Raw genomic sequence first — 25206 nt, forward strand, 5'->3', positions numbered from 1 at the left:
TTGCTCGCATCTTCCGCAAAATTTCTTTATGTCCAGACGATAATTTTTCCAATTCATCGGTTCTAATATAAATAATCATAGCTGTAAGGCTGAATAATGTCAAGTAGAATATTTAATCTGTTATCTTACAAGTCAGCGTATGTGCTTTCATTTGATTAATTGGTAGCGCAATTTCTTCCTATCTCTGGCAATTCATGGATTTCGGCAATGGCTTGAATACAACAGCAACTAAAACTATAATGAAGGAATTAGGTATGTTGTCTTAATTTTATTGATTCGTTGGAGGAAATAATGGACAAAAATAGTAATCCACACGTATTAAAAAAAATACCTTTATCTTTACACCACCATATGACGATTCCTTGGGCTAGTTTGATCAAAAGCGAAAATATTCCAGCTAAAAGCGCTAGTCTTCAGGAACGCGCATCAATTGTTGGTCGGATTGGTATTCTCATGCTATCTTGCGGCACTGGCGCATGGCGTGTACGAGATGCAATGAATAAAGTGGCTAGAAAACTAAATCTCACATGCTCTGCCGATATCGGACTAATTTCATTGGAGTATACTTGTTTTAGCAATAATCAGAGCTATACTCAAGTATTATCCCTACCAAATACAGGCGTAAATACCGACAAGCTAAATATTTTAGAGCATTTTGTTAATAATATTCAAGATGATTTTTCATCTTTAACTATCGGTCAAATTCATCATACGATTGACGACATTCAAAATCGCCCCAAACAATATACACCACTCATCTCCGGCCTTGCTGCTGCTCTGGCATGTAGCGCATTCATTTTTTTACTTGGCGGCGGTATTCCAGAAATGATCTGTTCATTTATTGGTGCGGGAATTGGAAACTATGTCCGTTCAATTTTAGGTAAGCATGCGATAACGACTATTGTAGGTATCTCTATCAGTGTTGCCACAGCATGTGTCACCTATATGATTGCATTTAGAACATTCGAATTCTATTTTCATATTTTAGCTCAGCATGAAGCCGGATATATTGGTGCCATGCTCTTCGTTATCCCTGGCTTTCCTTTTATCACTAGTATGTTAGATATCTCGAAGTTAGACATGAGATCCGGTTTAGAAAGACTATCTTATGCCATAATGATCACGTTAATTGCTACATTAGTGGGCTGGTTAGTCGCATCGCTAGTCCATTTTCGCCCAGAAAATTTTTCGCCACTTGGCTTGTCATCAATCACACTAATGCTACTTCGTATTCCTGCTAGTTTTTGTGGTGTATTTGGTTTTTCGATCATGTTTAACAGCTCAAAAAAAATGGCTGCTGTGGCTGGATGCATTGGTGCAATTGCCAATACTTTACGACTAGAATTAGTCGATTTAACTACTATTCCTCCTGCAGCAGCAGCATTTATTGCCGCTCTGATTGCAGGATTAATCGCATCAATGGTCAATCGTTACAATGGTTACCCAAGAATTTCCTTAACTGTTCCTTCAATCGTCATTATGGTGCCAGGTTTGTATATCTATCGTGCTGTATATAATATCGGCAACAATCAAATTGGCACTGGCGCGCTATGGATGACCAAAGCTGCTTTGATTATAATGTTCTTGCCACTTGGGTTGTTTGTAGCACGCGCTCTATTAGATAAGGACTGGCGGCATTTTGACTAATATAAACAAAGAAGCAGTGACACGTTAAATTAGCGTATCACTGCTTTTTGTAACAAATTCAATAGCCTTTGTCTAGATTAACGACATTTTGGATAAATGTACCGTCAGCCATAAATGAAGGAACATTTTTTTCAAACAAACGAAATAATCCACCGACACGGCCAGCACTTTCGTGTTCCCCCCAACTTGTATGTTGTGTCAATAAAATTTGTGGTCGCTCAAATAATGGATGATCCATTGGTAAAGGTTCAGGTGTTGTAACATCTAATGCAGCATATTTAACACGAGAATCATCAATTGCTGAAAGTAAATCGTCCTGATTCAAAGTTGTGCCTCGCCCAATATTGATAAACAAAAATAATTGATTAAATTGTTGGAAAAAATGATCATCAAAAAAATTTTCAGTTTCTTTTGTACCGGGTAACCCGTCAACAATAACTTGCGCTTTAGCTAGCGCTTCTTGATAGTCAGAAATTGGATAAATTGCATCAAAACCTTCAACTGGACGACCTGTGGTATTCACACCAAAAACTACACCGCCCAATGATTTTACAGCACGAGCAATTTGTTGTCCAATTCGACCCGTACCAAACACCAAAACTGGCAGTTCACTCATCAAATACTGATCTGTAAATGGCTCCCAATGTTTTCGTGTAGCGTAAACATTTAAACCACGAGCAAAATGAAGAATATAGCCCAAAACAGTTTGAGCTATAGGGACAGCTTTCAATCCACTTGCATTTGTCACGATAATCTGTCGCTCTTTTAGTGTCTTCAAAGGTAAGTAGTCAACACCAGCAGATTGCGCTTGAATCCATTTTAACTTAGATTCTGGATTAGCAAGGATTTTACGCCCAATTTCTGTGTCCCACGCATAACTTATCAATACTTCAGGTATTTGCTCATCCGTAATCGTGTCCGGTGTCACAACGCTAATATCATATTGGGCAAGAAATTTTCTGTTTTCTTGCGTTATTGCTTTCACTGCTAATAATAATGCCATTTTAATTCATCTCCAATAATAATTGATTTATCATTGATATGACAAATCAATTTAGTGATGTTGTGCAATGAGCCGATTCATAGGCTTCATCCCCATCTTTAATTATACGAGATTTCTAAATAATTAACATTAAAAAGATTTATGGTTAGCTATTGCACAATTCTCTTCTAAGGGTTATAGTAGTTTTATCATATTTTTCTAAGAAAGAAGGACGTATTATGTCAGAACAGCGAAAGGCTAAACCTGAGGATTTTGATTGGAATAACTTGGGATTCGAATATCACGATCTTCCTTATCGTTTTCGTGCCTACTATAAAGATGGCGAATGGAGCGCAGGCGGTCTTGAAACAGATTCAACCATTCCAGTCAATGAGGCAGCAACCGGACTTCATTATGGTCAAACTATTTTCGAAGGGTTGAAGGTTTATCGCCGTAAGGATGGCGGTGCAAACATTTTCCGTCCTGACCGTAATGCAAAGCGTCTACAAAATTCAGCCGCTCGCTTGATGATGGCTCCCGTCCCCGAAGAACTTTTTGAGCGTGCTTTAAAAGAAGTTACGAAAGCAAACAAAGATTTCATCCCTCCTTATGGGACTGGTGCAACACTTTATCTACGTCCTTTTGAATTTGGTGGTGGCCCAGTTGTCGGCGTGCAGCCAGCAGATAACTATGTCTTTGAAGTATACGCAACCCCTGTTGGTGCTTACTACAAGGGCGGATTAACACCAACAGCTTATGTTACTAACCATTATGATCGTGCTGCTCACGGCGGTACTGGTGCAGCCAAGGCTGGTGGTAACTATGGTGCTTCAATGCTTGCTGGCCATGAAGCTCATGCTGCTGGTTATTCTGATGTTGTTTATTTAGATCCTCGTTTGCACGAGAATATTGAAGAATTGGGATCAGCCAACTTTTTCGGTATCACCAAGGATGGTCGCTTCTTAACACCAAAATCGCCCTCAATTTTACCCTCTGTAACCAAGTATTCATTGCTTCAAGTAGCCGAAGAACTTGGCCTAAAAGCTGAAGAAACAACTATTTCCATCAATGACCTAGATCAATTTGCCGAAGCTGGTGCGATGGGAACTGCTGCAGTCATTTCTCCTGTAGGTTCAATCACACATAACGGTAATAAGCACGTATTCTATTCTGAAACAGAAGTTGGTCCTTGGACACAAAAGCTTTATGATCGTTTGACGGCCATCCAATATGGTGATCAAGAAGGTCCTGAAGGCTGGGCAATCAACGTACCGCTTGATTAATATACTAAAAAACATCTTAGTGATGTTTTTTTATTTTTGTACGTAAGAAGTATTGACAGTACTGTGAATTCTTGATATTATAATATAGTTGTTTGATTCAAGCAAATAACAATTGATCATGGCTCGTTGGTCAAGTGGTTAAGACGCCGCCCTTTCACGGCAGAATCGAGAGTTCGATTCTCTCACGAGCTACTAATTAAGTTACAACTTTGGTTGTAGCTTTTTTGTTTCTATAAATTAAAAAATAAGAGCCTAGCGTAGGCTCTTATTTTTGCTTAATCACAAATGATTTTTTGTTTTTTTGTTTAGCTGCAGTCACTTTTGCCCTTGATTCTTTTTTATGAGTTGCAGGCCGATGATGCTTACTTTTATTTTTATTTTTGGGCCGTTCACTTATCTCAGGAACGCGCGGATTAATATTTTCTAGAACGAAGTACGGTGCACCAAAATTCACATATTCATACAGATAATCCTGTAAATGTTGAATTGTATCATGATTGTTCACTGCTCTATCATTGTTATAGAAGCCCTTCAAGCGTAATTGCTCAGCGGAAATATCCCCCACAATATAATCATACTGCGCCAATAGCGGTGTGTATCTTATAGCCAATTTATCTTCATCAAAGGCATCTTTAAAATCTTCAACTATTTCTAGCGTTAAACGGTCAATTTCAACCTCGTTACCCAGCTTTTTAACTTTATAACTCCCTTTACGTTCCTCTTGTTGTTTTCGTGTACGTTCTTTTAATGTGTCGTGATCCATTATTTATCCTTATATTTATTCGCATAATATTTTGCCATCAGTTCACGCAAAAGTAGATTTAATTCTATTTTTGCCGGCGCTTGTGCTACATCTGGGAAAAAAGAAATCCACTTGTAATGATCGAGTGTTGCTATCTTATACAAATTGTCTTTATCGATTGTCTCTCCATTATACAAAACTTTACCATTCTTTTGTCGTTCAATGCCATCAAAGCGCATATAACCGAAAACTTTGCCTCGAAATCCACTACCTTTCATATGATATTGTGCTAGGTTTGTCATCTGTTCGTCAATACTATGCAACAAGGAGAGTAATTTGTCTCCAGATAAGGTAATTAACATTGGGTTAATTGAGTGCGGCATACTTTCTAATAGTTCATATCGACTTAGTTGTCCCTTTGGTAACTCCTCACTAAACATTCCTGTAGAAATCATCGATACTGGTACATTATAGTACTGTTTCAACGCACGTAGACCATCATAAACTTGTTCATCTGGCGTTATTTCACGAGGCAATGTGCACACGTACTGTTGTTCAAGTAATTCTCGCCCTTTAACAATCCAACTCCGTATTGTTTTATAATCATCATCATTTTCTGCTAATTCATAAGTAGGCGTTGTTATCGCTGACTTATGAATAATTCGATGATTCTTAATGGTTATTGCGATATCACCAACATTTTCGCCATAACGTCCTGCCGCTGCTAATAGAGTACCATTAACCATTTTACCTTGCGGTAACAAATGATGCGTATGGGCACCCATAATAACATCTACATCATATTTCTGAGCAATATGTTCATCTGTTGGCAAACCCAAATGAGAGAGTAACAAAATAATATCTACTTGCTTACGCAAAACTGGTAGGTACTTGTCTAACGTCAAATCAACAGCAACAGGATTCCAGCCAAGTGCCGGATAAGTTAGTTGGTATGGTGCCGTTAATCCGATGACACCTATTTTCGTGTTATTTTTAGTGGTTAAAATTTTATAATTTTTAGCCCATTTAGGTTGTGTATCATGAGGCATTTCTTTTAAATTAGCCAATAATACATCAAAATTAGCATTATCGTACAAGTGATTCATGGTGTCATGTGAGAAAACAAGTCCCTCGTTGTTCCCAATAGTCACACCGTCATAATGTACGTCGTTCATTAACGAAACATTGCTCCATCCCTGGGTTGCTTCAGTCAATGGATGCAACCTATCGATTGCATCACCAATATCAAACGTAAAAGTTTCATCATACTTAGCCTGGCTTGCTAATAGATAACGTGATACACGAGGCCAATTTTCGAAATGCGAATGCATGTCATTTGTATGTAATAAGTGAATTGTCCCCATTGGTTTCCTCTTTAGATGATCACAAAATGATTTATATTTTAATTTTACACCTATCTACGCAAAAAGACGTCAACTGACGTCTTTTTATTGTCCAAAACGATACAAAAAATGACTAAAATCGTCCAAATTTGCAGGAAAAGCATTTAACCCCCAAATGAATTGCTCTTTTTCTCCTGGTACTTTGAAACGAACACCCCACTCATCATTTTTACTAGGATCATCATAAGATGGACCACGGTACTCAGTCATCCAAGTCGCAATATAAGCCATTGCCTCTTCTGAAAAATGGTCCCAAACCTTTGTCATATCAACCCAATCCTCACGATAGCGCCAGTTAAAAGGCTCCCCTTTGTCATTTAAATGCGGATTATAAAACATAAAGTCCTTATCTAAGATATCCTTTGCTTCCTGCGCTTTAATATCACTTTGCCAAAAAGCATGCCCTTCTTGACGTTTTACGTATATGTAATCAAAGCCCGTAACCAAATTACCCCGATAAAATACTAAAAAGTCTAATCGTTCTTGTACCATTCTATTCCTCAATAACTACTAAGTCCTTAGACAACGCCGCTGTCAAATTTTCAAAACCGTCAGCTGTCACAACAACGTCATCCTCAATACGAACGCCCCCCTGATTAGCTAGATAAATCCCAGGTTCAATTGTTAACAAATGTCCAACTTGCATTTCATCACTAGAACGGGGGCTAATTGCTGGACCTTCATGAATATCCAAGCCAACGCCATGACCACCACCGTGATTAAACTGCTGTCCATAGCCATGTTCTGTAATATAATCACGTGCCACTTTATCAATTTCGCTACCCGATATTCCTGGTTTAACAACATCAATAGCATTTTGATTAGCCTGTTTAACAATTTCATAGATATTCTTCAGCTCATCACTGACATTTCCCACAGCAATCGTTCGCGTTACATCTGAAGTATAGCCATCAACATAGTATCCAAAATCGATGGTTACTAACTCGCCATTTTCAATTACTTTGTCAGTCGCTTCACCGTGTGGTAACGCTGATCGGTATCCAGAAGCAACAATTGTATCAAAGGATGCTTTTTGTGCACCGTATTTTTTTTGTAGTCTGTCTAATTCATTAGCAACTTCACGTTCTGTCTTGCCCGGCTTTATAAAGGATAGCAAGTCTTTAAATGCTTTCACTGACGCATTGGCTGCCTTACGTAAAGCTTCTAATTCTTGTACATCTTTGACCTCACGTAACACCTCAATAGCTTTTGGCAATGCATCAAAATCAATATCCGCTGGCAATAACTCATCCAAATAATCATAAATATCATAAGGTAAACTTGCTTCGAAAGCTAACTTTTTGATACCAAATTCTTGCGCTGTTTTTACGGCGACACCATAATAATCACGTGTGACTTTAAAATCAACACCTTCAGGTAACCTATTCTTGTAATCCTCTTCATAACGGGCATCTGTAATTAAGCGAGCATTCTTCTTGCCGACAACGACAATGCCATCACCAGTGCCACCTTCAAATCCAGTTAAATATTTTGTGTTAAAACCTTGATAAACAATCATACCGTCCAAGTTAAGTTTGGCCAGTAGCTTCTGCAATTTAGCAATACGCGCTTCATAGTACTTCGACATAAAAATCCTCTTTCCTATAACTGATTTAATTATACCATCTGTAATCTTAATCATAAGTAAATAAAAAGGCTAACATATTATCTGCATAATACGCTAGCCTTTTCAATAATTATTACTTACTTTGCAGCAGCAACAATTTCGTTATATTGTTCACGTGTGTAAACAGATACTTGACGCTTTTCGCGACCTTTACGTTCAAACTTAACAACACCATCTGTCAAAGCAAATAATGTGTCATCGCCACCCTTTTTAACGTTTACGCCTGGATAAATATGCGTACCACGTTGGCGGTAAATGATTGAACCAGCAGTTAAGTCTTGTCCGTCAGCAACCTTAGTTCCTAAACGACGACCAGCTGAGTCACGACCGTTGGCTGAAGATCCGCCACCTTTGTGGTGCGCGAACATTTGTAAGTTTTCTTGATTCATCAACATAAGTCTATTCTCCTTTACAAGTAATGATTACGCGATTGAATCAATCTTCACGCGTGTATATGGTTGGCGGTGGCCTTGCTTAGTATGTGAATGCTTCTTGGCACGATACTTGAAAGTAACAACTTTCTTTTGCTTGCCTTGCTTTTCCACAGTACCTTCGACCTTTGCACCTTCAACAAAAGGTGTACCAATCTTTGAATCAGTTAATACAACTTGGTCAAAAGTAACCTTTTCACCTGCTTCTGCATCTAACTTCTCGACGAAGATTGTGTCGCCTTCAGCGACTTTGTATTGTTTGCCGCCAGTTACAATAATTGCGTATGCCATTATTGGTTTCTCCTTATACTTAGACTCACCATCACAGGCGGTTGGGCCCTAGTCCCAAGCATGCTTTGACCTGTTCTGAGTGGTTGTAGCTATGCTAACAACCGTTTAATTATACCAAAAATAGATTATCCAGTCAATAATTTCCAAAAAAAATTTCCAGGTATCCATAAGAACCCAGTAACCATCATATCAATTCATCGCCATTACTAAAGTCGAATAAGTTTAATCCATTACTGGCAACCGTATTGGTATTGATTCGCCATAACTCTGTAAATTCTCTGAACAAGTCAGATTGCGAAATGTTCATATTGTCTGCCAACCATTTAGCCATGATAGCCCAAAAGCCAGCATTGATAACTTCCCATTGATATTGTTGCGCCCTTCGTTCTTCATCATTTAACGTACTAGTGCGGGTTGCCATTTGGGTACGTAGTCTAGTATATAAAGCATCACTGAATGGTTTGTCAATATCATGGTTCAAAACAGCATTATAAAAAGCCGCTTGTTTACTCACAGTGTTGATCATATCGGTTATTTTGAAAGTTTGTTGTGTATGCTCTAGTAAGTCATTAATCAAAGAATCATTAATCTCAGATATAAGATGTTCTTTGTTACGATAATATTTATAAAATGTTCCTCGCGTAATATTCGCACGATCCAATAGGGTTGTGATAGAAAAGTCTGGCTGCGTTGAAAGTAATATAATTGTTTCAGCTTGGATAATGTGTTTCGTACGTAAAACACGTGCATCAGTTTTATTTGACATAAGTTTACTCCTGACTAAAATATTATGGCTATCCCCCACTTCATTTGATATATTCTTTAATCATTAACTTCAGTTAATAATTATTAGCCAATCAGATAATCTAATGGTTCACTCTTAGTAAATCATAACATATTGAAATCAAATGAATTGTTACTTTTTAAGTCAAAGGCATCGATTGGATACTCAATAACCTTTGCCAATAAAAAAGCGCCTTGATCCGGCACTTGTTACATAGTTTACTATTATGTAATAAACCACTGTATTAACAGACATAATTATCCCCGTCTATGTATGGTGATCCCCCAATAATGAAATGAATAAGGATCTTATGAAATAAAATAGAATATAGAAAAGATCACCCTATGCTTATGATAGCACTATTTTTTAAAAAGGTACAAATTAATTTGACGAGTATTCTAAAATTTCAATTATTTAGGTAAAAATCGTGAGACTTATTTTAAATATTTTTAACTAATATGATAAAAGTTGTGATTTTATTCACTTCGTTGTATTATTAAAGCGTACAATAATAAAAAGGGAGAAGAGTATCATGCAAGAAACAAATTTCATCAAGTATTTAAGCTGGATTGCGACCATCATGGCTGTATTAATGTATGTTTCGTATATCCCTCAAATAGCAGATAATTTAGCTGGATCTAAGGCAAACCCCTTACAACCGCTGGTAGCAGCTATCAATTGTACCTTGTGGGTTATATACGCACTAAAAAAGAAACACCGCGATATACCTGTTGCTTTAGCTAATTTTCCAGGTATAATATTTGGCTTAATCACCTTCGTAACCGCCATTTAATTTTTGAACAACTTATATTGTGAATTTTTAAACATTTACAACGTTTGTGTTCATTAAAATCAGGGGAATTTTTTTATAATGTTTCCCTGATTTTGTATTGTTTTGTTTGTGAGATTTTTTATAAATAACATGATAACTAATAAATGTCGTAATTATAAAAACTTGCATCAAAAATTCAAACCTTGATAGATCAATAAGTATGACAAGAATGCGACTACCAACCACTTTAAAAACTATTATTCTGACTAATTCATAAAAAATAACTTTAGTACTAAAGTGTGTAAAAGTAAAGCATTAAAAATATCGTAATAAAAAGGCCGGCTAGATTAATTTCTAACCGGTTTTACTATATCATTGTACAAATAAATGTTCGTTACCATTAAGCATAATTTATTGTTTTTGTATCTCTTCAATGGTATCTTAAAGGGTATATGTTTATTATTATGTGGGAGAATAAGCTATTATTTACTATTTGTCATTGTTTTTCAAACAAAGTCAATTAAGATTAACATCAGTAAGCTCTTTAACATGCTGAAATTCATTTTTGTAGTAAATAAAGTGCTTAATGGAGATGACGATGTTTCATACACTAAAAAAGTGCATAACAACCAACAATATATTTAATGTAATTATTATAATTTTATCGGCATGTTTACTATTTGGTATTTCAATTTGTCAGTCTACATTGACGTGGAGAACTGATACTTACTTTCATTTGAGCCGTATATACGATGTGACAACTTATATCAAATCTTTCCATCAGCCACTAATGGTTGATATTCACGCCTTTGCTAATACTGGCCAAGCCATAAATGGTATGTATCCAGGTTTTAGTTTATTGCCATTTATTATTTTGACAGCTTTCCTAAAACCAATTGCTCAATACGAAACAATTATTTTTCTTTTTATTTTATTAGGTAGTATCCTAAACTACTTTGTATTCCAAAAGCTGCATGCATCCAAAATTCAATCACTTACTAGTGTATTGGCAACGTTCACTTTCATTAATATTTTTTATTCGTCATCTCTGAGTCTTTTTGGTGCATGGAGCGTTTACTTTTTGTTACCTTTATCAGTATTATCATTAAAAAAATTAGCTGAAAACAGCAGTTTGATATACGTAACCAGCTTAGCATTTGCAGTGTCCTTTGTATTAAACACCCACCTTGTTAGTGCAATTATATTAGTTTGCATCCTTTTTATTTATTTTGTTTTCTTAATGGTAAAAAGTAATAGTAAATCAATTTTTTTATTTCAAATAATTAGCGCAGCATTATTCAGCATCGTGCTATCTCTGCACACTTTGACGAGCATCCTCTCTTTTTCTAAAACACACCTGTCAACTGTCCAAGAAATGCCTTTAACATCTGGTACGTTAAATATTGAATCCATGATTCATTCTTTAACCAATCCTACAATATTTGGCTCCGCAACACCGCCCATATTTGGTATTTTATTGATTGCTGACATATTACTGTTGTCAAATCTTAAACAGTTCAATAAAAATGCCAAGATTATCATATTCTTTATTTTTGTTGCTCAATTGCTAATTTCACCATATTTCCCATGGGCATTGCTTCAAAATACACCAGTGTCAATCATTCAATTTCCGACCAGATTAGTACCATTTATATTAGCTATCATGACACTTGTTTTATTCACAGCAAAGAAACTGGACAAAGTAGGATTTCTAGTTCCTATTATCTTTTTTAGCCTCAGTATAACATTCAGCTATCAGACGAGTAATTACGTCGCAAAAAAAGCCTTCCCTAACTTTAAAGACGTTAAAACGTTAAAAGAAAATCATCTCGATTCAATTCCTAAATACCGAGAAAATACAAAAGTTGATAATGAAACGCTGTCTGACCCAGTATTTTACAGCTTATATTCGTACCCTGAGTATATACCTCAGACAAAAGCTAAAAATGATCCTGAATTTTATTCGCGCATGAATTCTGTTAATAATCACGAAGTGTTCGTTAATAACAAAAAAATTTCCAATGTTGAAACGGCATTTGAAGCCAACAAAATCAAATTCACTTTTGATAAAACAGAAAAGGGCATAATTAATTTACCCGTTTGGTATTATCCCAATATGAATTATGTTATTGTAACTGATACTGGTAAAACCTCTGTCAAAACAAATCATAGACATACTTTAGAAATCAGAAATATTGCGACCAAACACGTGACAGTTATAATTAATAACCCTAAATTCATAAAATACTCTTATATCATTTCAATTGTAGGATGGTCTGCTGGCCTCTTTAGTTTAATAATTGGTTTGTTTAAAACATATGGGAAATCAAAAAACACAATATTCAGCCATAAACATTAAAGTTTTTTTACACTTGTAAAAAACTTTAACAAATAATAAAAAACCGCCCACTCGAATTATCAGTTGGCGGTTTTTTATTATTTACTTTTCTTATCTTCTGACTTACCAAATCTATCAATAATCAGTATGATTGATTTAGTTCATGTTTAAATAAAACGATAGCTTGAACTGTTGCTTCGACTTAAAAATACGATTCTTATAACTCTTGCAACACTAGCATTATTGCTAGTTAGCGTTCAATTAATAGTTAAAATACCTAAAAATTTATTCTGACAAAGTAACTACTTTCAAAATTCAGAACCAAATAAAATGTCACTGTACTCATCAATTTGTAGTAAAAAATACGATTTCCGACAATTTTAAACGATTTAGAAAGAATTACAAAACGTCTCACAAACGCCTACATAGCAATACTTAAGCAAACAAAAACCGTCTTATCAACATACGTGATAAGACGGTGTAAATGCGCTGAGGGGGATTCGAACCCTCGACCTGCCGGGTAGAAACCGGCTGCTCTATCCAGCTGAGCTACCAGCGCGTACTATAATATAATAACATTTTATTACGTTATATGAAAGTGTTTTTTTTAATCTTAAATTGATTTATACTAACAGTAGATAACATTGGGAGAATACTACATGAGAAAAGCATTTATTGCCTTGGGTGTCGTGATTGCAGCGCTGCTCATCGCCTTTATAACTTTTAATCAACAGCCAAAGTACGCAGATGTTTCCATGCCAAGATCTGACTATACTCATTTACAAGAATCACGTAAAAATATAAAAAGGTTGATTAATGATTTAAGCAAATTTAATTACAAAAAAGACAGCACAATGGCAGCAATTGAAAAAGATGCTAAAACCATTGCTAACGAAAACAGCAAAGATTTAAGTAGCTCTGATGCACAGACACTTCGTGATGCCTTGTATGGCCAAAATGGTATTGTCACGATTGTTAAAGCTGCACAAACTGGTAAATACAACATTGACGCTAGTGTCGCATCCCGTTTCCATACTGGATTTGATTCGATTATAACCATGTCTGTCAATGCAATCAATAAGAGTTCTGCTCAGCGTGCAAATATTGTTACTCAAATGAAAAAAGACTTAAATATCGAAGAAGCCATATACCAAATTGGTGCTAAGCATGAAGAATAAAAAGTGATTTTAATCAATCACTTTTTTTATTTTTGCTTTTTTATAATAAACGAATCTTATTTGAAAATAACCCCTACTTCCTTGAACAGATTGACTACATTTAACTATTTATTATCCTGATATCTCATGTTAAAATGATTACCTATTATTTTTTATCCCAAAACTAGGAGTGATAATATGATGAATGTCCGCACGGTGAAGTTAGCAGACGCACCGACACTATTAAGTATCTACAAACCTTACGTCGAAAAGACAACCTCTACTTTCGAGTACAATGTTCCTACTATCCAAGATTTTAAAGACCGAATCACTAATACGGTTGAGAAATACCCTTATATCGTTATAGAAGAAGACGACACAATTTTAGGTTATGCATATGCTCATGAGTTCAATAGCCGTGGTGCGTACAAATGGACCGTTGAAATTAGCGTATACGTCGCCCAAGAGGCTCGTAATCGCGGAATAGGTAAAATGCTATATTCCGAAATTGAAAATATATTAAAAAAGCAAAATGTTGTTCATATTGTTGCTTGCATTACTGAAGAAAATGAAACAAGCAAAAAGTTCCATGAGAGAATGGGTTATGAAAATGTTGGTTTATTTAAAAAAATAGGTTTTAAATCTGGAAAATGGTTAGATAACTTTTGGATGCAAAAAACACTCTGTCCTTCTGATCAACCGAAAGAGTTTGTGCCTTTTAGCGCATTATAATTTATCCACAGCAATTTAATACCTAACATAAACTTGGTCAATGGTTTGCCACAAGTAGTATTATAATAGTTATATTTAATTTGGGAGTATAGCTATGGAAAATAAACATCTAGGTATCATTTCTGGCCTGTCTGCATACCTTCTATGGGGCATGCTGGGTGTGTTCTGGGAACTATTAAGTGTTGTTCCAGCAATGGATACACTAGCTTATCGAATTGTTTGGTCACTTGTGACCATTAGTGTGGTGTTGACTTTTCAAAAAAGCTGGAAAGAGGTTTGGCACGTCATTATCCAATTAATCGAAAATCATAAGATAGGTTGGATTATATTGAGTGCCTTCCTAATCTCAATTAACTGGTTTTTATATATTGATATGGTAACTCATGAGCAAGCTACTGAAGCAAGTCTTTCTTACTACATCATGCCATTAATGAATGTGGTTGTCGCGGTTATTTTCTTACATGAAAAACTATCAAGGTCCAAAATGGTCGCCTTAATACTTGTTATTATTGGCGTTGTCATCCTAACTATTCAAACGGGATCACTACCTTTAAATACGCTACTAATGGCGGCTACATTTTGTTTCTATGGCTTAATCAAAAAACAAGTACCCTTACCAGCTACAATTTCATTAACACTGGAAACCCTCTTCGTTGCACCTATTGCTTTAGTTTATCTGTTCTTATCTCCACATGTGATGATACAAAATGAGCCTAAGATTACAATTCTATTGATTATGAGTGGTATCTTAACGGTTATCCCCTTACTCTTATTCGCTGTTGCCAATAAAAATACTGACTTTATCACGTTGAGTTTTATTCAATATCTTAATCCAACTATTCAATTGCTTATGGCCATTTTTGTTTTGCATGAAGCCTTTAACTGGCATAAGGTCATTGTGTTTGCTTTTATTTGGACTGGCATACTCGTATTTATTATTGGTAGTTTGAATAGCTATCATAAATTGAAAAAAACAATTTCATAATAAAAAAAGCATCCATCATATCAGTTGGATGTTTTTTACATGTCGCTGCATTGATATTTACTTGTCACAACTCAAAGCCAATTTTATATGCTATTCTCCTGCTGTCATCTTTATTCCAATAATTGCAATAATTAGCAGAACAACAAAGAACCATGTCGCACTTGAAAATTTATCGTGAAAAAGGATAACCCCTACAAGGACTGAACCAACAGCGCCAATCCCTGTCCAGATTGGGTAAGCGAGACTAAATGATAAGTGTTTAACAGCTTGCAGCAGACAAAGCATGCTAGTAATTAGACCTACTACAGTAATAATAGCCCAACCCACTTTAGAAAAACCATCACTTAACTTCATAGCGGTTGACCATAATATTTCCGAAATACCGGCAAATAACAAAAAGATCCAAGACATGGGTTATTCTCCAAAATTAAAATAGTTAAATAATCTAATGCGTTCGATGGCTTTTAAACAATGTTAACCGTTTAATCAATATTTTGTTTTTTAAAATAATTAAAGTTAGCAATGTAAAGGTACTGATCAAAAATGAAATTATTTGAACCGGCGTCCTCACATATTTCACATCAATTTTACTAATACCTTTTTCTATAGGAACAACGATGGCATTGTTTTTATTATATTTTTCAGGCATTTTTTCCCCATTCACGTATACTGTGAATCCAGGGTAAAAAATATTTGGCAAAACAACATTAGTATACTTTTGTACTGAATCAATGCGATAATGTATACTACCATATTCTGTTTTCCAACTTGTTTGTTGTATATCTTTCTTTGGATTCATCAAAGGAATAGAATGTTGTTCTAACTTATCCTTGATTTTGAATGCATTATGTGGCAAATAATCATATACATAATTATTTAGTGTAGCATTTTGAAAATCATCCCAAGAAACTATATTAACAGCATTGCCATTCGGGTTCCGCTTAATACTAAAATTAAGACTAGTTACTGAGAGCAATCCAATAAAACAAAATAGTGTTATCAGAACATAGCGACTTTTTCTATTTTCAACAATGTTAACGATGGCAATTGCGCCAAGAAAAGCTGAAATAAAAGTTGCAGTATAAAGAAATCTACCAACGAACTGTATGAACCCTAAATATTTATCAAAAATTGGCCAAGGAAAAATATTAGTAACAAGTATTAAATTAATCAGTAAAACAACTGATAAGTATTTCAAAGCAGGGTGGAACTTGCTCCAACCATTAATAATAAAGAATACAATAATTAACCCTGATAAACCTAAGCTGTACGAAGCCAACTTATCTGTCAAAAATACACTCATTGTAGGTAAAACGGTATTTGACAGCAGCAGTTTATTGACAGAAATATTTTTAACAAACAACAAATTTTGTAGAAGTGGCGCTAAGAAAAACGCTGAAAGTAACGCTGAAAGTATTCCTGCATAAAATAACTTTAATATACGCGTTAATTTGATCTTCTTGGCTTCTTTAACAGTAAATGTCATTGAGAATGAAAAGACCATCATCAGGACAACAACTACCGCATCAGGTAGATCACATAAAATGAGTCCAGCAACCCCTAAAGACAGTATCCACCATTTTTTATGGTCTTTTAATGCAATCTGATACATTCCATAAAAAGCAATTGGCATAAAAATAAAAATAAAAGATCCACCAAAGCTACGGTAAAACAATGTTATAGAAATCGTAAAATGACTAAATCCATATAGCGCGCTACTTAATAACGCAATGAACCGACTTTTTGTTATTTTTAATGTACAAATATACATTGACATAAATGTTGAAAAAAAGATTAAAGCAATAAATGCTAAATAACCGGCGTACGCATTTCCAAAGATTATGTGCAAGAACACCTCTGGCAGCATAGTTATTACTGGGTAAAAAAGATTTTGTGGATATCCAAATGATCCAAAAGTTTTAGTCATCACACTGGGAATTGCTTGATCCAAATGACCATGACTTATATTTAAATAACTTTCTGCGACACGAGCCATATGGAAACGCCCATCCCACCCCTCTTGATGAACATAGGCCGGTCCATGCAAATAAGGTAAAATAATCAAAAGACTGAATAATGAAAAAAGTAAGCACACACTTATGTTTAAATGCTTACTGACTATATACTTAACTTTATTTATCATACTATTCTACTTTCCCCAAAAAGAGCGAAATAACTTTCATTAACATTTTCCAAATAACAAATAAACTCATCTGTATCATAACAGAAGTAATAGTATTTTTAAAGAAAAAGTTACTGTAGTATTTTCTGAAGTAATTTAAATTTAATTTTTAATATTGAAAAAATAAATTCCATATAGAGTACCCCATATACCATTTTTATGATATCCTTTATTTATTGGTACCAAAATGATACTGACTTTAAAAAGGAGACAATTTCATGGATTGGAAAAATTATTCTTTGCAAACTCAAAATGCTGACTGGGCTTTTTTGGACGAAATGTTAAGACGATCAAAAAGTCAAAAATTCGAGTTATCAAATTTTTTTGAAAATTATCAACACAAAAGATATGTCCTTGAAAATTGGAGTCGCAACCATTTACACAAGCATGTACTCTTTTCAAATTTTGATGAAACTATTCAGATTGAATGATTTTAAGAATAACCTTTTCACAATCTTTTTTTGTAATATGAGTGAGGAAGACCGTTTTTGTCTTCTACCGTGCTACTTTCTAACCTTGTATTAAAGTTATTCAAAATAAAAAAGCGTTAATATAACAACGCTTTTTTATTTTGAATACTGGTAAGAAAGGAGCTAGCGGGATTTGAACCCGCACACCGCGAAATGCGGCTCGACGGATTTCGAGTCCGTTGCAGTACCAGATTGTGCCATAGCTCCATAACGAAGCATCTGATTAGATGCTTACTAATTTAAAATAAATGTTAATTTGCTGATGCCTTACGACGCTTTGCAGCCTTTTCACGTTCAGCTGTGTTCAAGATAGCTTTACGGATACGTACATTTTCAGGAGTTACTTCAACATATTCATCATCATTCAAGAATTCCAAAGAAGCTTCCAAATTCATGATACGTGGTGTCTTAATTGAAGCAGTTTGGTCCTTGTTTGATGAACGAACGTTTGACTGTGGCTTCAACTTTGTAACGTTGACAGAGATATCATTGTCACGCGCATTCATTCCAACAATCATTCCTTCATAAACTTCAACACCAGCACCAACAAACATTTGTCCACGATCTTCGACACCCATGATGGCATAGTTTGAAGTTGTTCCTTGGTTAATAGAAACCAAAGCACCATTACGACGTCCTGGTTCCCAGTTACGAACAACTGGACGATATTCAGCATACGTATGGTTAAAGATACCATATCCACGCGTAGCTGACATAAATTCAGTTGAGTAACCAATTAAGCCACGTGAAGGTGCCATATAAGTCAAACGTGTTTGTCCATTACCAACAGACTCCATATTGACCATTTCACCCTTACGTTGGTTTAATGAATCAATAACTGTTGATGAATACTCATCAGGTGTATCAATTTGAACTGATTCATAAGGTTCTGATTGAACCCCATCAATTTCACGGTAAATAACCTGTGGACGAGAAGCTTGCAATTCAAAGCCTTCACGACGCATTGTTTCAATCAAAATTGACAAATGTAACTCACCACGACCAGACACTGACCAAGCCCCAGCTTGCCCAATATCTTCAACTCGCAATGACACATCAGTATGCAGTTCACGACGCAAACGGTCTTCGATTTGACGTGCAGTAACAAACTTACCTTCTTTACCTGCAAACGGACTATCATTTTGACGGAATGTCATTTGCAAAGTAGGCTCGTCGATACGTAAAATTGGTAGTGCATCTGGATGTGCAGGATCTGCAACAGTTTCACCAACAGAGATATCTTCCATACCAGAGACAGCAATCAAATCACCAGCTTTAGCTTCTTGAATATCTACTTGATCTAATCCAATGAAGCCAGCAAGCTTAGTTACACGGAAACTTTGTGCTGAACCATCTAACTTCAAAACTTCAACGTTGTCACCAATTTTAATTGTTCCACGCTTAACACGACCAATGCCGATACGACCAACGAAGTCATTATAATCCAGCATCGCAACTTGGAATTGTAGTGGTTCATCTGAATTATCAACTGGTGAAGGAATTGTATTAAAGACAGCATCAAAAATTGGCTTCATTGTATGTTCTTGATCATCAACATTTGGTGACAAAGAAGACGTACCGTTCATTGCTGAAGCAAAGATAACTGGGAAGTCCAAATCTTCTTCATCAGCACCTAATTCAATAAACAAATCCAATACTTCGTCAACGACTTCTTCAGGCCGTGCACCAGGACGGTCGACCTTGTTAACGATAACGATTGGTGTTAAATGTTGTTCGAAAGCTTTTTTCAACACAAAACGAGTTTGTGGCATTGTACCTTCAAAAGCATCAACGACCAATAAAACACCATCAACCATACCCATGATACGTTCAACTTCACCACCGAAGTCCGCGTGTCCAGGTGTATCCAAAATGTTAATTTGCTTGTCCCCAACCTTCACGGCTGTGTTTTTTGACAAGATAGTGATACCACGTTCTTTTTCAATATCGTTAGTATCCATTGCACGATCACCCAATTCCTTGCGTGAATCCAATGTGTCTGATTGCTTCAAAAGTTCGTTAACCAGCGTCGTCTTCCCGTGATCGACGTGGGCAATGATAGCGATGTTACGAATGTCTTCGCGATTTGCCAATTTTCTAGTACTCCTTTAATTTAAATGCTGCCACATACAAAAGCTAGGGACACTTCGTTCCCTAGCTTCTATGCAACGCCAAAATATCGCGATGCGCTCGATTCGTAGCAACTAATACTATGTTAGATGATAACATATCTAACTGCTTTCCGTCAATGTCTGAAACGATTAATCCTAAAGTTTTTGCTAAAACCTGGCCAGCAGCAAAATCCCATGACATCATTTTTGAAGAATAGCCTACAGCCTGGCCTCTTAAGACACGGATAAAAGACGGGCCAGCAGCACCAATAACACGGTATCCCAAAGCATTTTTAGCAATTTCGTCATATCCAAACATACCATAGAGCAAGCGCGCACCACTCAATAACACAATTCCTTGGTTGAGTGCATCATTTTCTGGCGGATCTAAACGCAATTGATTAGCGAAAACACCGATTTGAGGACCACCATGATAAACAATATTATTTACCACATCCATAATCCATCCCAAAATAGGCTGATTATCAACATAAAGTGCTATCATAATCGCAAAGTCATCGTGCTGCTTATAAAAATTCATAGTACCATCAATTGGATCGACAAACCATACATGACCAACCATACTAATTGGTCTATCACCAAATCCTTCTTCGCTCACAATTTGTGCATCCGGATCGAAATTTCGAATATACGTGTTGATTACTTGCTCATTGCTTTTATCAACATTCGTTACTAAATCACGTGCATCGTTTTTAGTAGCTACGTCTAAATGCTGATTCATCGCTGCCATTGTAGACTTTTGTAATTCATCAAGCCACGTTAACACAGTTTGGTCGATTTCTTGAATTTCGAATGAGCTTATTGTTTTCATAAACGTACTCTGTCTTTCGTCGAATTTTGAACAAATTTTATAGTTTTGTATATACTATGTCCAGTTTGGCGTTCAAAATCTTTATCAAATTTTTTCTGCTCACTTTTGGCAGGCATTATTTTTCTATATGCATCGTAATTTTTTAATACCTCTGCACGAGAAGTTCCTTTTTCATAAATATCTAATACACTATTTATAAAATTTGTTACAATAATAATATCTTGGGTTGTCCAATCACCATCGATTGGTAATACATAATTTTCATTCATAATGTTATTTTAACATGTTATAACGTTTGATATACTAGATTATGAGGTAAAAAAAATGACAATCAGATTTACTATGGATAAAATCACACGGGACGGAGATCCCGTCCTGCGAAAGACGGCTGCGTCCGTTCCTTTCCCTTTGAATGAAGAACATGCACAACTTGCTAAAGATATGATGGCATATTTAGTTGTATCTCAAGATGAAAAACAAAATGAGAAATACGGTCTACGTCCAGGTGTTGGATTAGCTGCTCCACAAGTAGGCTACTCTTTGAGCATGTCATCAATTTTAATACCTGCACTCGACCCAGAAGACACAACCGGCGAACCTTATTTTAAAGGTACAATTTTCAATCCGGTAATTATTTCAGAATCCGTCAAACGCGGTGCCTTAAATGTTGGTGAAGGTTGCCTGTCAGTTGATGAAGATGTACCAGGCTTTGTTCCTCGTGCTTATCGAATAACGGTTCGCTATCAAGATGAAAACGGTAATAAACAAACAATTAAATTGCGCGATTATCCTGCTATTGTTTTTCAACATGAAATTGACCACTTACACGGGCACTTATATTATGATCACATCAATATGCAATCGCCTTGGGAAGTCGATGAAGATACAAAATATATTGACTAATTTGGCCAATCAAAAAGCTCTGCAGTAATTCTCTGCAGAGCTTTTTGATTACAACTTATCGAAGAAACTTTTTTTCTTAGTTGTACCGTCAGTCGCTTCTTTGAAAGCCTCCAACGCTTTTTTCTGATCTTTATTAAGTCGTGTCGGTACTTCGACAGTTACAATAACAAATTGATCTCCGTGTCCATTTCCACGCAAACGTGGAGCACCCTTACCACTCAACCGGAAACGTTTGCCTGTTTGAGTACCTGCTGGGATTCTCAATTTCACTTCACCGTGAACGGTCTTGACTTGAATTTCATCACCCAATGCTGCTGTCACAAAGCTTATCTTTTGTTCTAAGTAAACATCTGCACCATCACGTTCAAACCCATCTCTTGATGGTGATACTTGGAAGACAACGAACAGGTCTCCTTGTGGTCCACCATTAACACCACTTTCACCTTGTCCACTCAAACGCATTTGCTGACCGGTTTCAACACCAGCTGGTACAGTAACCTTAATTTCGTGTTGCTTACCATCTCCACGATTAAACTTAATAGTCGTTTCTTTACCAAAAATGGCTTCCTCAAAAGTCAAATTCATGCGATATTGCAAGTCTTGTCCTTTGCGTGGTCGATTAGGATCAAAGCCGCCACCGAACATTTGACTGAAAATATCACCCAAATCTGAAAAATCATTGAATCCGCCTTGACCACCAAAACCACCTTGACCGCCGAAGCCACCTTGCCCACCATTTGGGCCAAACTGATCATACTGAGCTCGTTTTTGTTCGTCACCGAGTGTCTCAAAAGCTTCTTGAACTTCTTTATACTTTTCTTCAGCACCAGACTCATGGTTCAAATCCGGATGGTATTTTTTGGATAGCTTACGATAAGCCTTTTTTATTTCATCTTGACTAGCGTCTTTACTAACGCCGAGACGGTTATAATATTCAGTGTTATTCACGCGCCCGCTCCTTCTAATTTATGTACACAAACCGCACTCAATGAATGCGGTTTGTTTTAAAATATATTACTTCTTGTCATCCTTGTTTGGATCAACTTCTTCAAAATCGCCATCAACTGTGTTATCGTCGGCAGAATTTGCATCTCCTTCAGCACCGTCCTTTGGTGCTGCTTGTTGATACAATTTCATTGCCAATTCTCCGGCTACCTTAGTCAATTCTTCTGACTTAGCCTTCAAATCTGTCAAATCAGCATCATCAGCTGCGGCATCTTCTTTAGCTTTCTTCAAAGCTTCCAAAGCGTCTTGCGTTGGCTTCTTTTCATCATCACCCAACTTGTCACCAACTTCTTCCAAAGTCTTTTCAGTTTGGAAAATCAATTGATCGGCTTCGTTACGTGTATCGACAGCTTCTTTCTTCTTAGCATCAGCTTCTTCGTTCGCCTTGGCGTCATTCATCATCTTTTCAATTTCTTCGTCTGACAAACCACCAGCAGCTTGGATTGTAATCTTTTGTTCCTTCTGCGTTCCTAAGTCCTTAGCAGAAACATTAACAATACCATTACGGTCAATGTCAAATGTCACTTCAATTTGAGGCACACCACGTGGTGCGGCTGGAATATCTGCTAATTGGAAACGACCCAATGTCTTGTTGTCGGCAGCCATTGAGCGTTCACCTTGCAACACATGGATATCAACGGCTGGTTGATTGTCAGCTGCTGTTGAGAAGACTTGTGACTTTGAAGTTGGAATTGTTGTGTTACGTTCAATTAACTTAGTGAACACACCACCCATTGTCTCAATACCCAATGACAATGGTGTAACATCAAGCAAAACAACATCCTTAACATCACCAGTAATGACTCCACCTTGAACAGCAGCACCCAAAGCAACAGCTTCATCAGGGTTAATTGAGTGGTTAGGTTCCTTACCTGTCATCTTCTTAACAGATTCTTGTACGGCTGGAATACGAGTTGAACCACCGTTCAAGATGACCTCATCGATGTCAGAGAATGATAATCCAGCATCTTTCAAAGCACTCAAAACAGGTTGTTCAGCCTTCTTAATCAAATCGGCTGTTAATTCGTTAAACTTTGCACGTGTCAAAGATGTTTGCAAGTGCAAAGGACCGTTATCACTTGAAGCAATGAATGGCAAATCAATTTGAGCTTCGTTTGCAGATGACAAAGTCTTCTTAGCAGATTCTGCGGCATCTTTCAAACGTTGCAATGCTAATTTATCATCCGTTAAATCAACACCATTTTCTGACTTAAATTGTTCTGCCAAATAGTCAATAACCTTGTTATCAAAGTCATCACCACCAAGATGCGTATCACCATTGGTTGACAAAACTTCAAACACGCCATCTCCTAATTCGAGAATTGAAACATCAAATGTTCCACCACCCAAGTCATAGACGAGAATCTTTTCATCCTTATCCAACTTGTCCAAACCATATGCCAACGCAGCAGCTGTAGGCTCGTTAATGATACGTTCTACTTCCAAACCAGCAATCTTACCAGCATCTTTAGTAGCTTGACGTTGTGCATCGTTGAAGTACGCTGGGACGGTGATAACGGCTTTTTCGACCTTTTCACCTAAGTAATCTTCAGCATAACCCTTGATATATTGCAAAATCATCGCTGAAATTTCTTGTGGTGTATAGTCCTTACCATTGGCATTAACTTTATACCCGGCTTCACCCATGTGAGACTTGATTGAGATAATCGTATCAGGGTTTGTAATTGCTTGACGCTTTGCCACATCGCCGACTTGGTTTTCACCATTTTTAAATGAAACAACTGAAGGTGTTGTACGACCACCATCTGGGTTTGTAATAATCTTGGGTTTGCCACCTTCGAGGACGGCAACAGCTGAATTTGTTGTTCCTAAATCAATACCAATAATTTTTGACATATGTATATTCTTCCTTTACTTTTAAAATCGTTTTTAACTTTTTAAGGTGTAGTATCTCATCGATTGAATCACCATGCAAAATAGTACTTATTTTGCCACTGCAACCATTGCTGGTCGAATTACGCGATCTTGTAGTACATAACCTTTTTGCAAAACTTGTGCAATCTGATCAGATTCAACTTCATCTGACTCAACACTTTGAATTGCTTGATGTTTGGTTGGATCAAAAGGCGCACCAACTTTACCTGTTGACGTAATACCATTGTCAGTTAAAGCTTGATTCAGCGTCTTAAGTGTCATCTCCACACCTGCTTTAATTTGCTTCGACACTTCATCGTTAGCGTCAACTTGAAGCGCTCTTTCCAAATTATCAACAGCTGGCAATACTGCACTGGCTAATTTTTGTCCATCATACTTGCGTACACTTTGTAGTTCACGTGCATTACGTTGTTGTATATTTTGAATCTCTGCTTGTGAACGTAATAACTTTTCTTCAAGGTTGGTAACTTGTTCTGTTAGCTTATCAATTTCCGCTTGTTGTGGATCAGGTTCCACCTGTAAATCATCAGCTTCAGATTCAATTTCCTCAGTTAACTTTTCATCAGTTTGATTGGAAATGTTCTTATCTTCTACAATTTCTTCGTTTTTTTCTGTCACAGGTGTGACCTCCTA

At 36.4% G+C, this 25206-nt stretch carries 25 protein-coding genes, 3 tRNA genes and 1 other annotated feature; of the genes, 10 read left to right on the top strand and 18 right to left on the bottom strand.

The window, feature by feature from the left end:
• Positions 1-291: 291 nt before the first annotated feature.
• Positions 292-1647, top strand: coding sequence for a hypothetical protein (locus GJV51_08305; protein ID QGM25981.1), 1356 nt, complete (start codon positions 292-294; stop codon positions 1645-1647).
• 58 nt (positions 1648-1705) lie between these two features.
• Here GJV51_08305 and GJV51_08310 read toward each other — a convergent pair whose 3' ends face one another.
• Positions 1706-2650: a phosphoglycerate dehydrogenase gene (locus GJV51_08310; GenBank protein QGM25982.1), complete on the bottom strand. Its 945-nt coding sequence runs from the start codon at positions 2648-2650 to the stop codon at positions 1706-1708.
• Positions 2651-2868: 218 nt separating this feature from the next.
• Between GJV51_08310 and GJV51_08315 the strand changes: the two genes are divergently transcribed.
• Both GJV51_08315 and GJV51_08320 read left to right on the top strand, forming a co-directional pair.
• Positions 2869-3912 carry a branched-chain amino acid aminotransferase gene (locus GJV51_08315; protein QGM25983.1) on the top strand — a complete coding sequence of 348 codons (1044 nt, stop codon included), beginning with the start codon at positions 2869-2871 and terminating at the stop codon, positions 3910-3912.
• 120 nt (positions 3913-4032) lie between these two features.
• Positions 4033-4104, top strand: a tRNA-Glu gene (locus tag GJV51_08320).
• A 73-nt stretch (positions 4105-4177) separates the two neighbouring features.
• Here the strand turns inward: GJV51_08320 and GJV51_08325 are convergent.
• The 7 genes from GJV51_08325 to GJV51_08355 all read right to left on the bottom strand — a co-directional run bounded on the left by GJV51_08325 (position 4178) and on the right by GJV51_08355 (position 9172).
• Positions 4178-4675, bottom strand: coding sequence for a DUF1027 domain-containing protein (locus GJV51_08325; GenBank protein ID QGM25984.1), 498 nt, complete (start codon positions 4673-4675; stop codon positions 4178-4180).
• On the bottom strand, positions 4675-6018 hold the full coding sequence (locus GJV51_08330) for a bifunctional metallophosphatase/5'-nucleotidase (GenBank protein QGM25985.1): 1344 nt from the start codon (positions 6016-6018) through the stop codon (positions 4675-4677). Before GJV51_08330 ends, GJV51_08325 begins: the two co-directional genes overlap by 1 nt.
• An 84-nt stretch (positions 6019-6102) precedes the next feature.
• Positions 6103-6549 carry a hypothetical protein gene (locus GJV51_08335; protein QGM25986.1) on the bottom strand — a complete coding sequence of 149 codons (447 nt, stop codon included), beginning with the start codon at positions 6547-6549 and terminating at the stop codon, positions 6103-6105.
• Position 6550: 1 nt separating this feature from the next.
• Positions 6551-7645 carry a M24 family metallopeptidase gene (locus GJV51_08340; GenBank protein QGM25987.1) on the bottom strand — a complete coding sequence of 365 codons (1095 nt, stop codon included), beginning with the start codon at positions 7643-7645 and terminating at the stop codon, positions 6551-6553.
• Between the two features lie 116 nt (positions 7646-7761).
• Positions 7762-8079 carry a 50S ribosomal protein L27 gene (gene rpmA / locus GJV51_08345; protein QGM25988.1) on the bottom strand — a complete coding sequence of 106 codons (318 nt, stop codon included), beginning with the start codon at positions 8077-8079 and terminating at the stop codon, positions 7762-7764.
• 27 nt (positions 8080-8106) lie between these two features.
• Complete coding sequence (rplU, locus tag GJV51_08350) at positions 8107-8406, bottom strand: 50S ribosomal protein L21 (GenBank protein ID QGM25989.1); 300 nt, start codon at positions 8404-8406, stop codon at positions 8107-8109.
• Positions 8407-8417: 11 nt separating this feature from the next.
• Positions 8418-8501: a sequence feature (ribosomal protein L21 leader region), on the bottom strand.
• Positions 8502-8590: 89 nt separating this feature from the next.
• Positions 8591-9172, bottom strand: coding sequence for a TetR family transcriptional regulator (locus GJV51_08355; GenBank protein ID QGM25990.1), 582 nt, complete (start codon positions 9170-9172; stop codon positions 8591-8593).
• Positions 9173-9722: 550 nt separating this feature from the next.
• Between GJV51_08355 and GJV51_08360 the strand changes: the two genes are divergently transcribed.
• Together GJV51_08360 and GJV51_08365 are read left to right on the top strand one after the other, a co-directional pair.
• Entirely contained in the window at positions 9723-9983 is a 261-nt protein-coding gene (locus GJV51_08360) for a hypothetical protein (GenBank protein QGM25991.1), read from the top strand.
• A 733-nt stretch (positions 9984-10716) separates the two neighbouring features.
• Positions 10717-12321, top strand: a complete 1605-nt coding sequence (locus GJV51_08365; protein ID QGM25992.1) for a hypothetical protein — start codon at positions 10717-10719, stop codon at positions 12319-12321.
• 464 nt (positions 12322-12785) lie between these two features.
• Here GJV51_08365 and GJV51_08370 read toward each other — a convergent pair.
• Positions 12786-12859, bottom strand: a tRNA-Arg gene (locus tag GJV51_08370).
• Positions 12860-12959: 100 nt separating this feature from the next.
• On the opposite strand from GJV51_08370, the gene GJV51_08375 reads away from it, so the two are divergent.
• From GJV51_08375 to rarD, 3 genes are all read left to right on the top strand, one after another.
• Entirely contained in the window at positions 12960-13478 is a 519-nt protein-coding gene (locus tag GJV51_08375; protein QGM25993.1) for a molecular chaperone, read from the top strand.
• Between the two features lie 177 nt (positions 13479-13655).
• Complete coding sequence (locus tag GJV51_08380) at positions 13656-14189, top strand: GNAT family N-acetyltransferase (GenBank protein QGM25994.1); 534 nt, start codon at positions 13656-13658, stop codon at positions 14187-14189.
• Positions 14190-14283: 94 nt separating this feature from the next.
• Positions 14284-15174 carry an EamA family transporter RarD gene (gene rarD / locus GJV51_08385; protein QGM25995.1) on the top strand — a complete coding sequence of 297 codons (891 nt, stop codon included), beginning with the start codon at positions 14284-14286 and terminating at the stop codon, positions 15172-15174.
• A 90-nt stretch (positions 15175-15264) separates the two neighbouring features.
• Here the strand turns inward: rarD and GJV51_08390 are convergent, their stop codons facing one another.
• Both GJV51_08390 and GJV51_08395 read right to left on the bottom strand, forming a co-directional pair.
• Positions 15265-15585: a QacE family quaternary ammonium compound efflux SMR transporter gene (locus GJV51_08390; GenBank protein QGM25996.1), complete on the bottom strand. Its 321-nt coding sequence runs from the start codon at positions 15583-15585 to the stop codon at positions 15265-15267.
• 34 nt (positions 15586-15619) lie between these two features.
• Positions 15620-17317 (bottom strand): hypothetical protein, encoded by a 1698-nt coding sequence (locus GJV51_08395; GenBank protein ID QGM25997.1) that lies wholly within the window; start codon positions 17315-17317, stop codon positions 15620-15622.
• Positions 17318-17574: 257 nt separating this feature from the next.
• On the opposite strand from GJV51_08395, the gene GJV51_08400 reads away from it, so the two are divergent.
• A complete protein-coding gene (locus tag GJV51_08400) occupies positions 17575-17787 on the top strand; it encodes a hypothetical protein (protein QGM25998.1) in 213 nt (70 codons plus the stop codon).
• Positions 17788-17944: 157 nt separating this feature from the next.
• On the opposite strand, the gene GJV51_08405 is transcribed toward GJV51_08400, so the two are convergent.
• The 4 genes from GJV51_08405 to GJV51_08420 form a co-directional block, all read right to left on the bottom strand.
• Positions 17945-18033, bottom strand: a tRNA-Ser gene (locus GJV51_08405).
• Between the two features lie 44 nt (positions 18034-18077).
• The gene (gene typA / locus GJV51_08410; protein QGM25999.1) at positions 18078-19919 is read right to left on the bottom strand and encodes a translational GTPase TypA; all 1842 of its coding nucleotides are present in this window, start codon (positions 19917-19919) and stop codon (positions 18078-18080) included.
• 61 nt (positions 19920-19980) lie between these two features.
• Complete coding sequence (locus GJV51_08415; GenBank protein QGM26000.1) at positions 19981-20769, bottom strand: inositol monophosphatase family protein; 789 nt, start codon at positions 20767-20769, stop codon at positions 19981-19983.
• On the bottom strand, positions 20766-21038 hold the full coding sequence (locus GJV51_08420; GenBank protein QGM26001.1) for a hypothetical protein: 273 nt from the start codon (positions 21036-21038) through the stop codon (positions 20766-20768). The genes GJV51_08415 and GJV51_08420 overlap by 4 nt, the downstream gene beginning before the upstream one ends.
• A gap of 55 nt (positions 21039-21093) precedes the next feature.
• Here GJV51_08420 and GJV51_08425 point away from each other — a divergent pair, with 55 nt between their 5' ends.
• On the top strand, positions 21094-21672 hold the full coding sequence (locus GJV51_08425) for a peptide deformylase (protein QGM26002.1): 579 nt from the start codon (positions 21094-21096) through the stop codon (positions 21670-21672).
• Positions 21673-21720: 48 nt separating this feature from the next.
• Here the strand turns inward: GJV51_08425 and GJV51_08430 are convergent, their stop codons facing one another.
• From GJV51_08430 to grpE, 3 genes are all read right to left on the bottom strand, one after another.
• The gene (locus GJV51_08430; GenBank protein ID QGM26003.1) at positions 21721-22620 is read right to left on the bottom strand and encodes a DnaJ domain-containing protein; all 900 of its coding nucleotides are present in this window, start codon (positions 22618-22620) and stop codon (positions 21721-21723) included.
• Positions 22621-22686: 66 nt separating this feature from the next.
• A complete protein-coding gene (dnaK, locus tag GJV51_08435; protein QGM26004.1) occupies positions 22687-24534 on the bottom strand; it encodes a molecular chaperone DnaK in 1848 nt (615 codons plus the stop codon).
• Between the two features lie 87 nt (positions 24535-24621).
• On the bottom strand, positions 24622-25191 hold the full coding sequence (gene grpE, locus GJV51_08440; GenBank protein QGM26005.1) for a nucleotide exchange factor GrpE: 570 nt from the start codon (positions 25189-25191) through the stop codon (positions 24622-24624).
• Between the last annotated feature and the right edge of the window lie 15 nt (positions 25192-25206).

The organism is Leuconostoc mesenteroides subsp. mesenteroides, assembly GCA_009676745.1.
In the GTDB taxonomy this organism is placed as follows: domain Bacteria; phylum Bacillota; class Bacilli; order Lactobacillales; family Lactobacillaceae; genus Leuconostoc; species Leuconostoc koreense.

Coding starts and splice junctions, on each gene's coding strand:
- GJV51_08305 (QGM25981.1), top strand. CDS start 292: ATGGACAAAAATAGTAATCCACACGTATTAAAAAAAATACCTTTATCT.
- GJV51_08310 (QGM25982.1), bottom strand. CDS start 2,650: ATGGCATTATTATTAGCAGTGAAAGCAATAACGCAAGAAAACAGAAAA.
- GJV51_08315 (QGM25983.1), top strand. CDS start 2,869: ATGTCAGAACAGCGAAAGGCTAAACCTGAGGATTTTGATTGGAATAAC.
- GJV51_08325 (QGM25984.1), bottom strand. CDS start 4,675: ATGGATCACGACACATTAAAAGAACGTACACGAAAACAACAAGAGGAA.
- GJV51_08330 (QGM25985.1), bottom strand. CDS start 6,018: ATGGGGACAATTCACTTATTACATACAAATGACATGCATTCGCATTTC.
- GJV51_08335 (QGM25986.1), bottom strand. CDS start 6,549: ATGGTACAAGAACGATTAGACTTTTTAGTATTTTATCGGGGTAATTTG.
- GJV51_08340 (QGM25987.1), bottom strand. CDS start 7,645: ATGTCGAAGTACTATGAAGCGCGTATTGCTAAATTGCAGAAGCTACTG.
- rpmA (QGM25988.1), bottom strand. CDS start 8,079: ATGTTGATGAATCAAGAAAACTTACAAATGTTCGCGCACCACAAAGGT.
- rplU (QGM25989.1), bottom strand. CDS start 8,406: ATGGCATACGCAATTATTGTAACTGGCGGCAAACAATACAAAGTCGCT.
- GJV51_08355 (QGM25990.1), bottom strand. CDS start 9,172: ATGTCAAATAAAACTGATGCACGTGTTTTACGTACGAAACACATTATC.
- GJV51_08360 (QGM25991.1), top strand. CDS start 9,723: ATGCAAGAAACAAATTTCATCAAGTATTTAAGCTGGATTGCGACCATC.
- GJV51_08375 (QGM25993.1), top strand. CDS start 12,960: ATGAGAAAAGCATTTATTGCCTTGGGTGTCGTGATTGCAGCGCTGCTC.
- GJV51_08380 (QGM25994.1), top strand. CDS start 13,656: ATGATGAATGTCCGCACGGTGAAGTTAGCAGACGCACCGACACTATTA.
- rarD (QGM25995.1), top strand. CDS start 14,284: ATGGAAAATAAACATCTAGGTATCATTTCTGGCCTGTCTGCATACCTT.
- GJV51_08390 (QGM25996.1), bottom strand. CDS start 15,585: ATGTCTTGGATCTTTTTGTTATTTGCCGGTATTTCGGAAATATTATGG.
- GJV51_08395 (QGM25997.1), bottom strand. CDS start 17,317: ATGATAAATAAAGTTAAGTATATAGTCAGTAAGCATTTAAACATAAGT.
- GJV51_08400 (QGM25998.1), top strand. CDS start 17,575: ATGGATTGGAAAAATTATTCTTTGCAAACTCAAAATGCTGACTGGGCT.
- GJV51_08415 (QGM26000.1), bottom strand. CDS start 20,769: ATGAAAACAATAAGCTCATTCGAAATTCAAGAAATCGACCAAACTGTG.
- GJV51_08420 (QGM26001.1), bottom strand. CDS start 21,038: ATGAATGAAAATTATGTATTACCAATCGATGGTGATTGGACAACCCAA.
- GJV51_08425 (QGM26002.1), top strand. CDS start 21,094: ATGACAATCAGATTTACTATGGATAAAATCACACGGGACGGAGATCCC.
- dnaK (QGM26004.1), bottom strand. CDS start 24,534: ATGTCAAAAATTATTGGTATTGATTTAGGAACAACAAATTCAGCTGTT.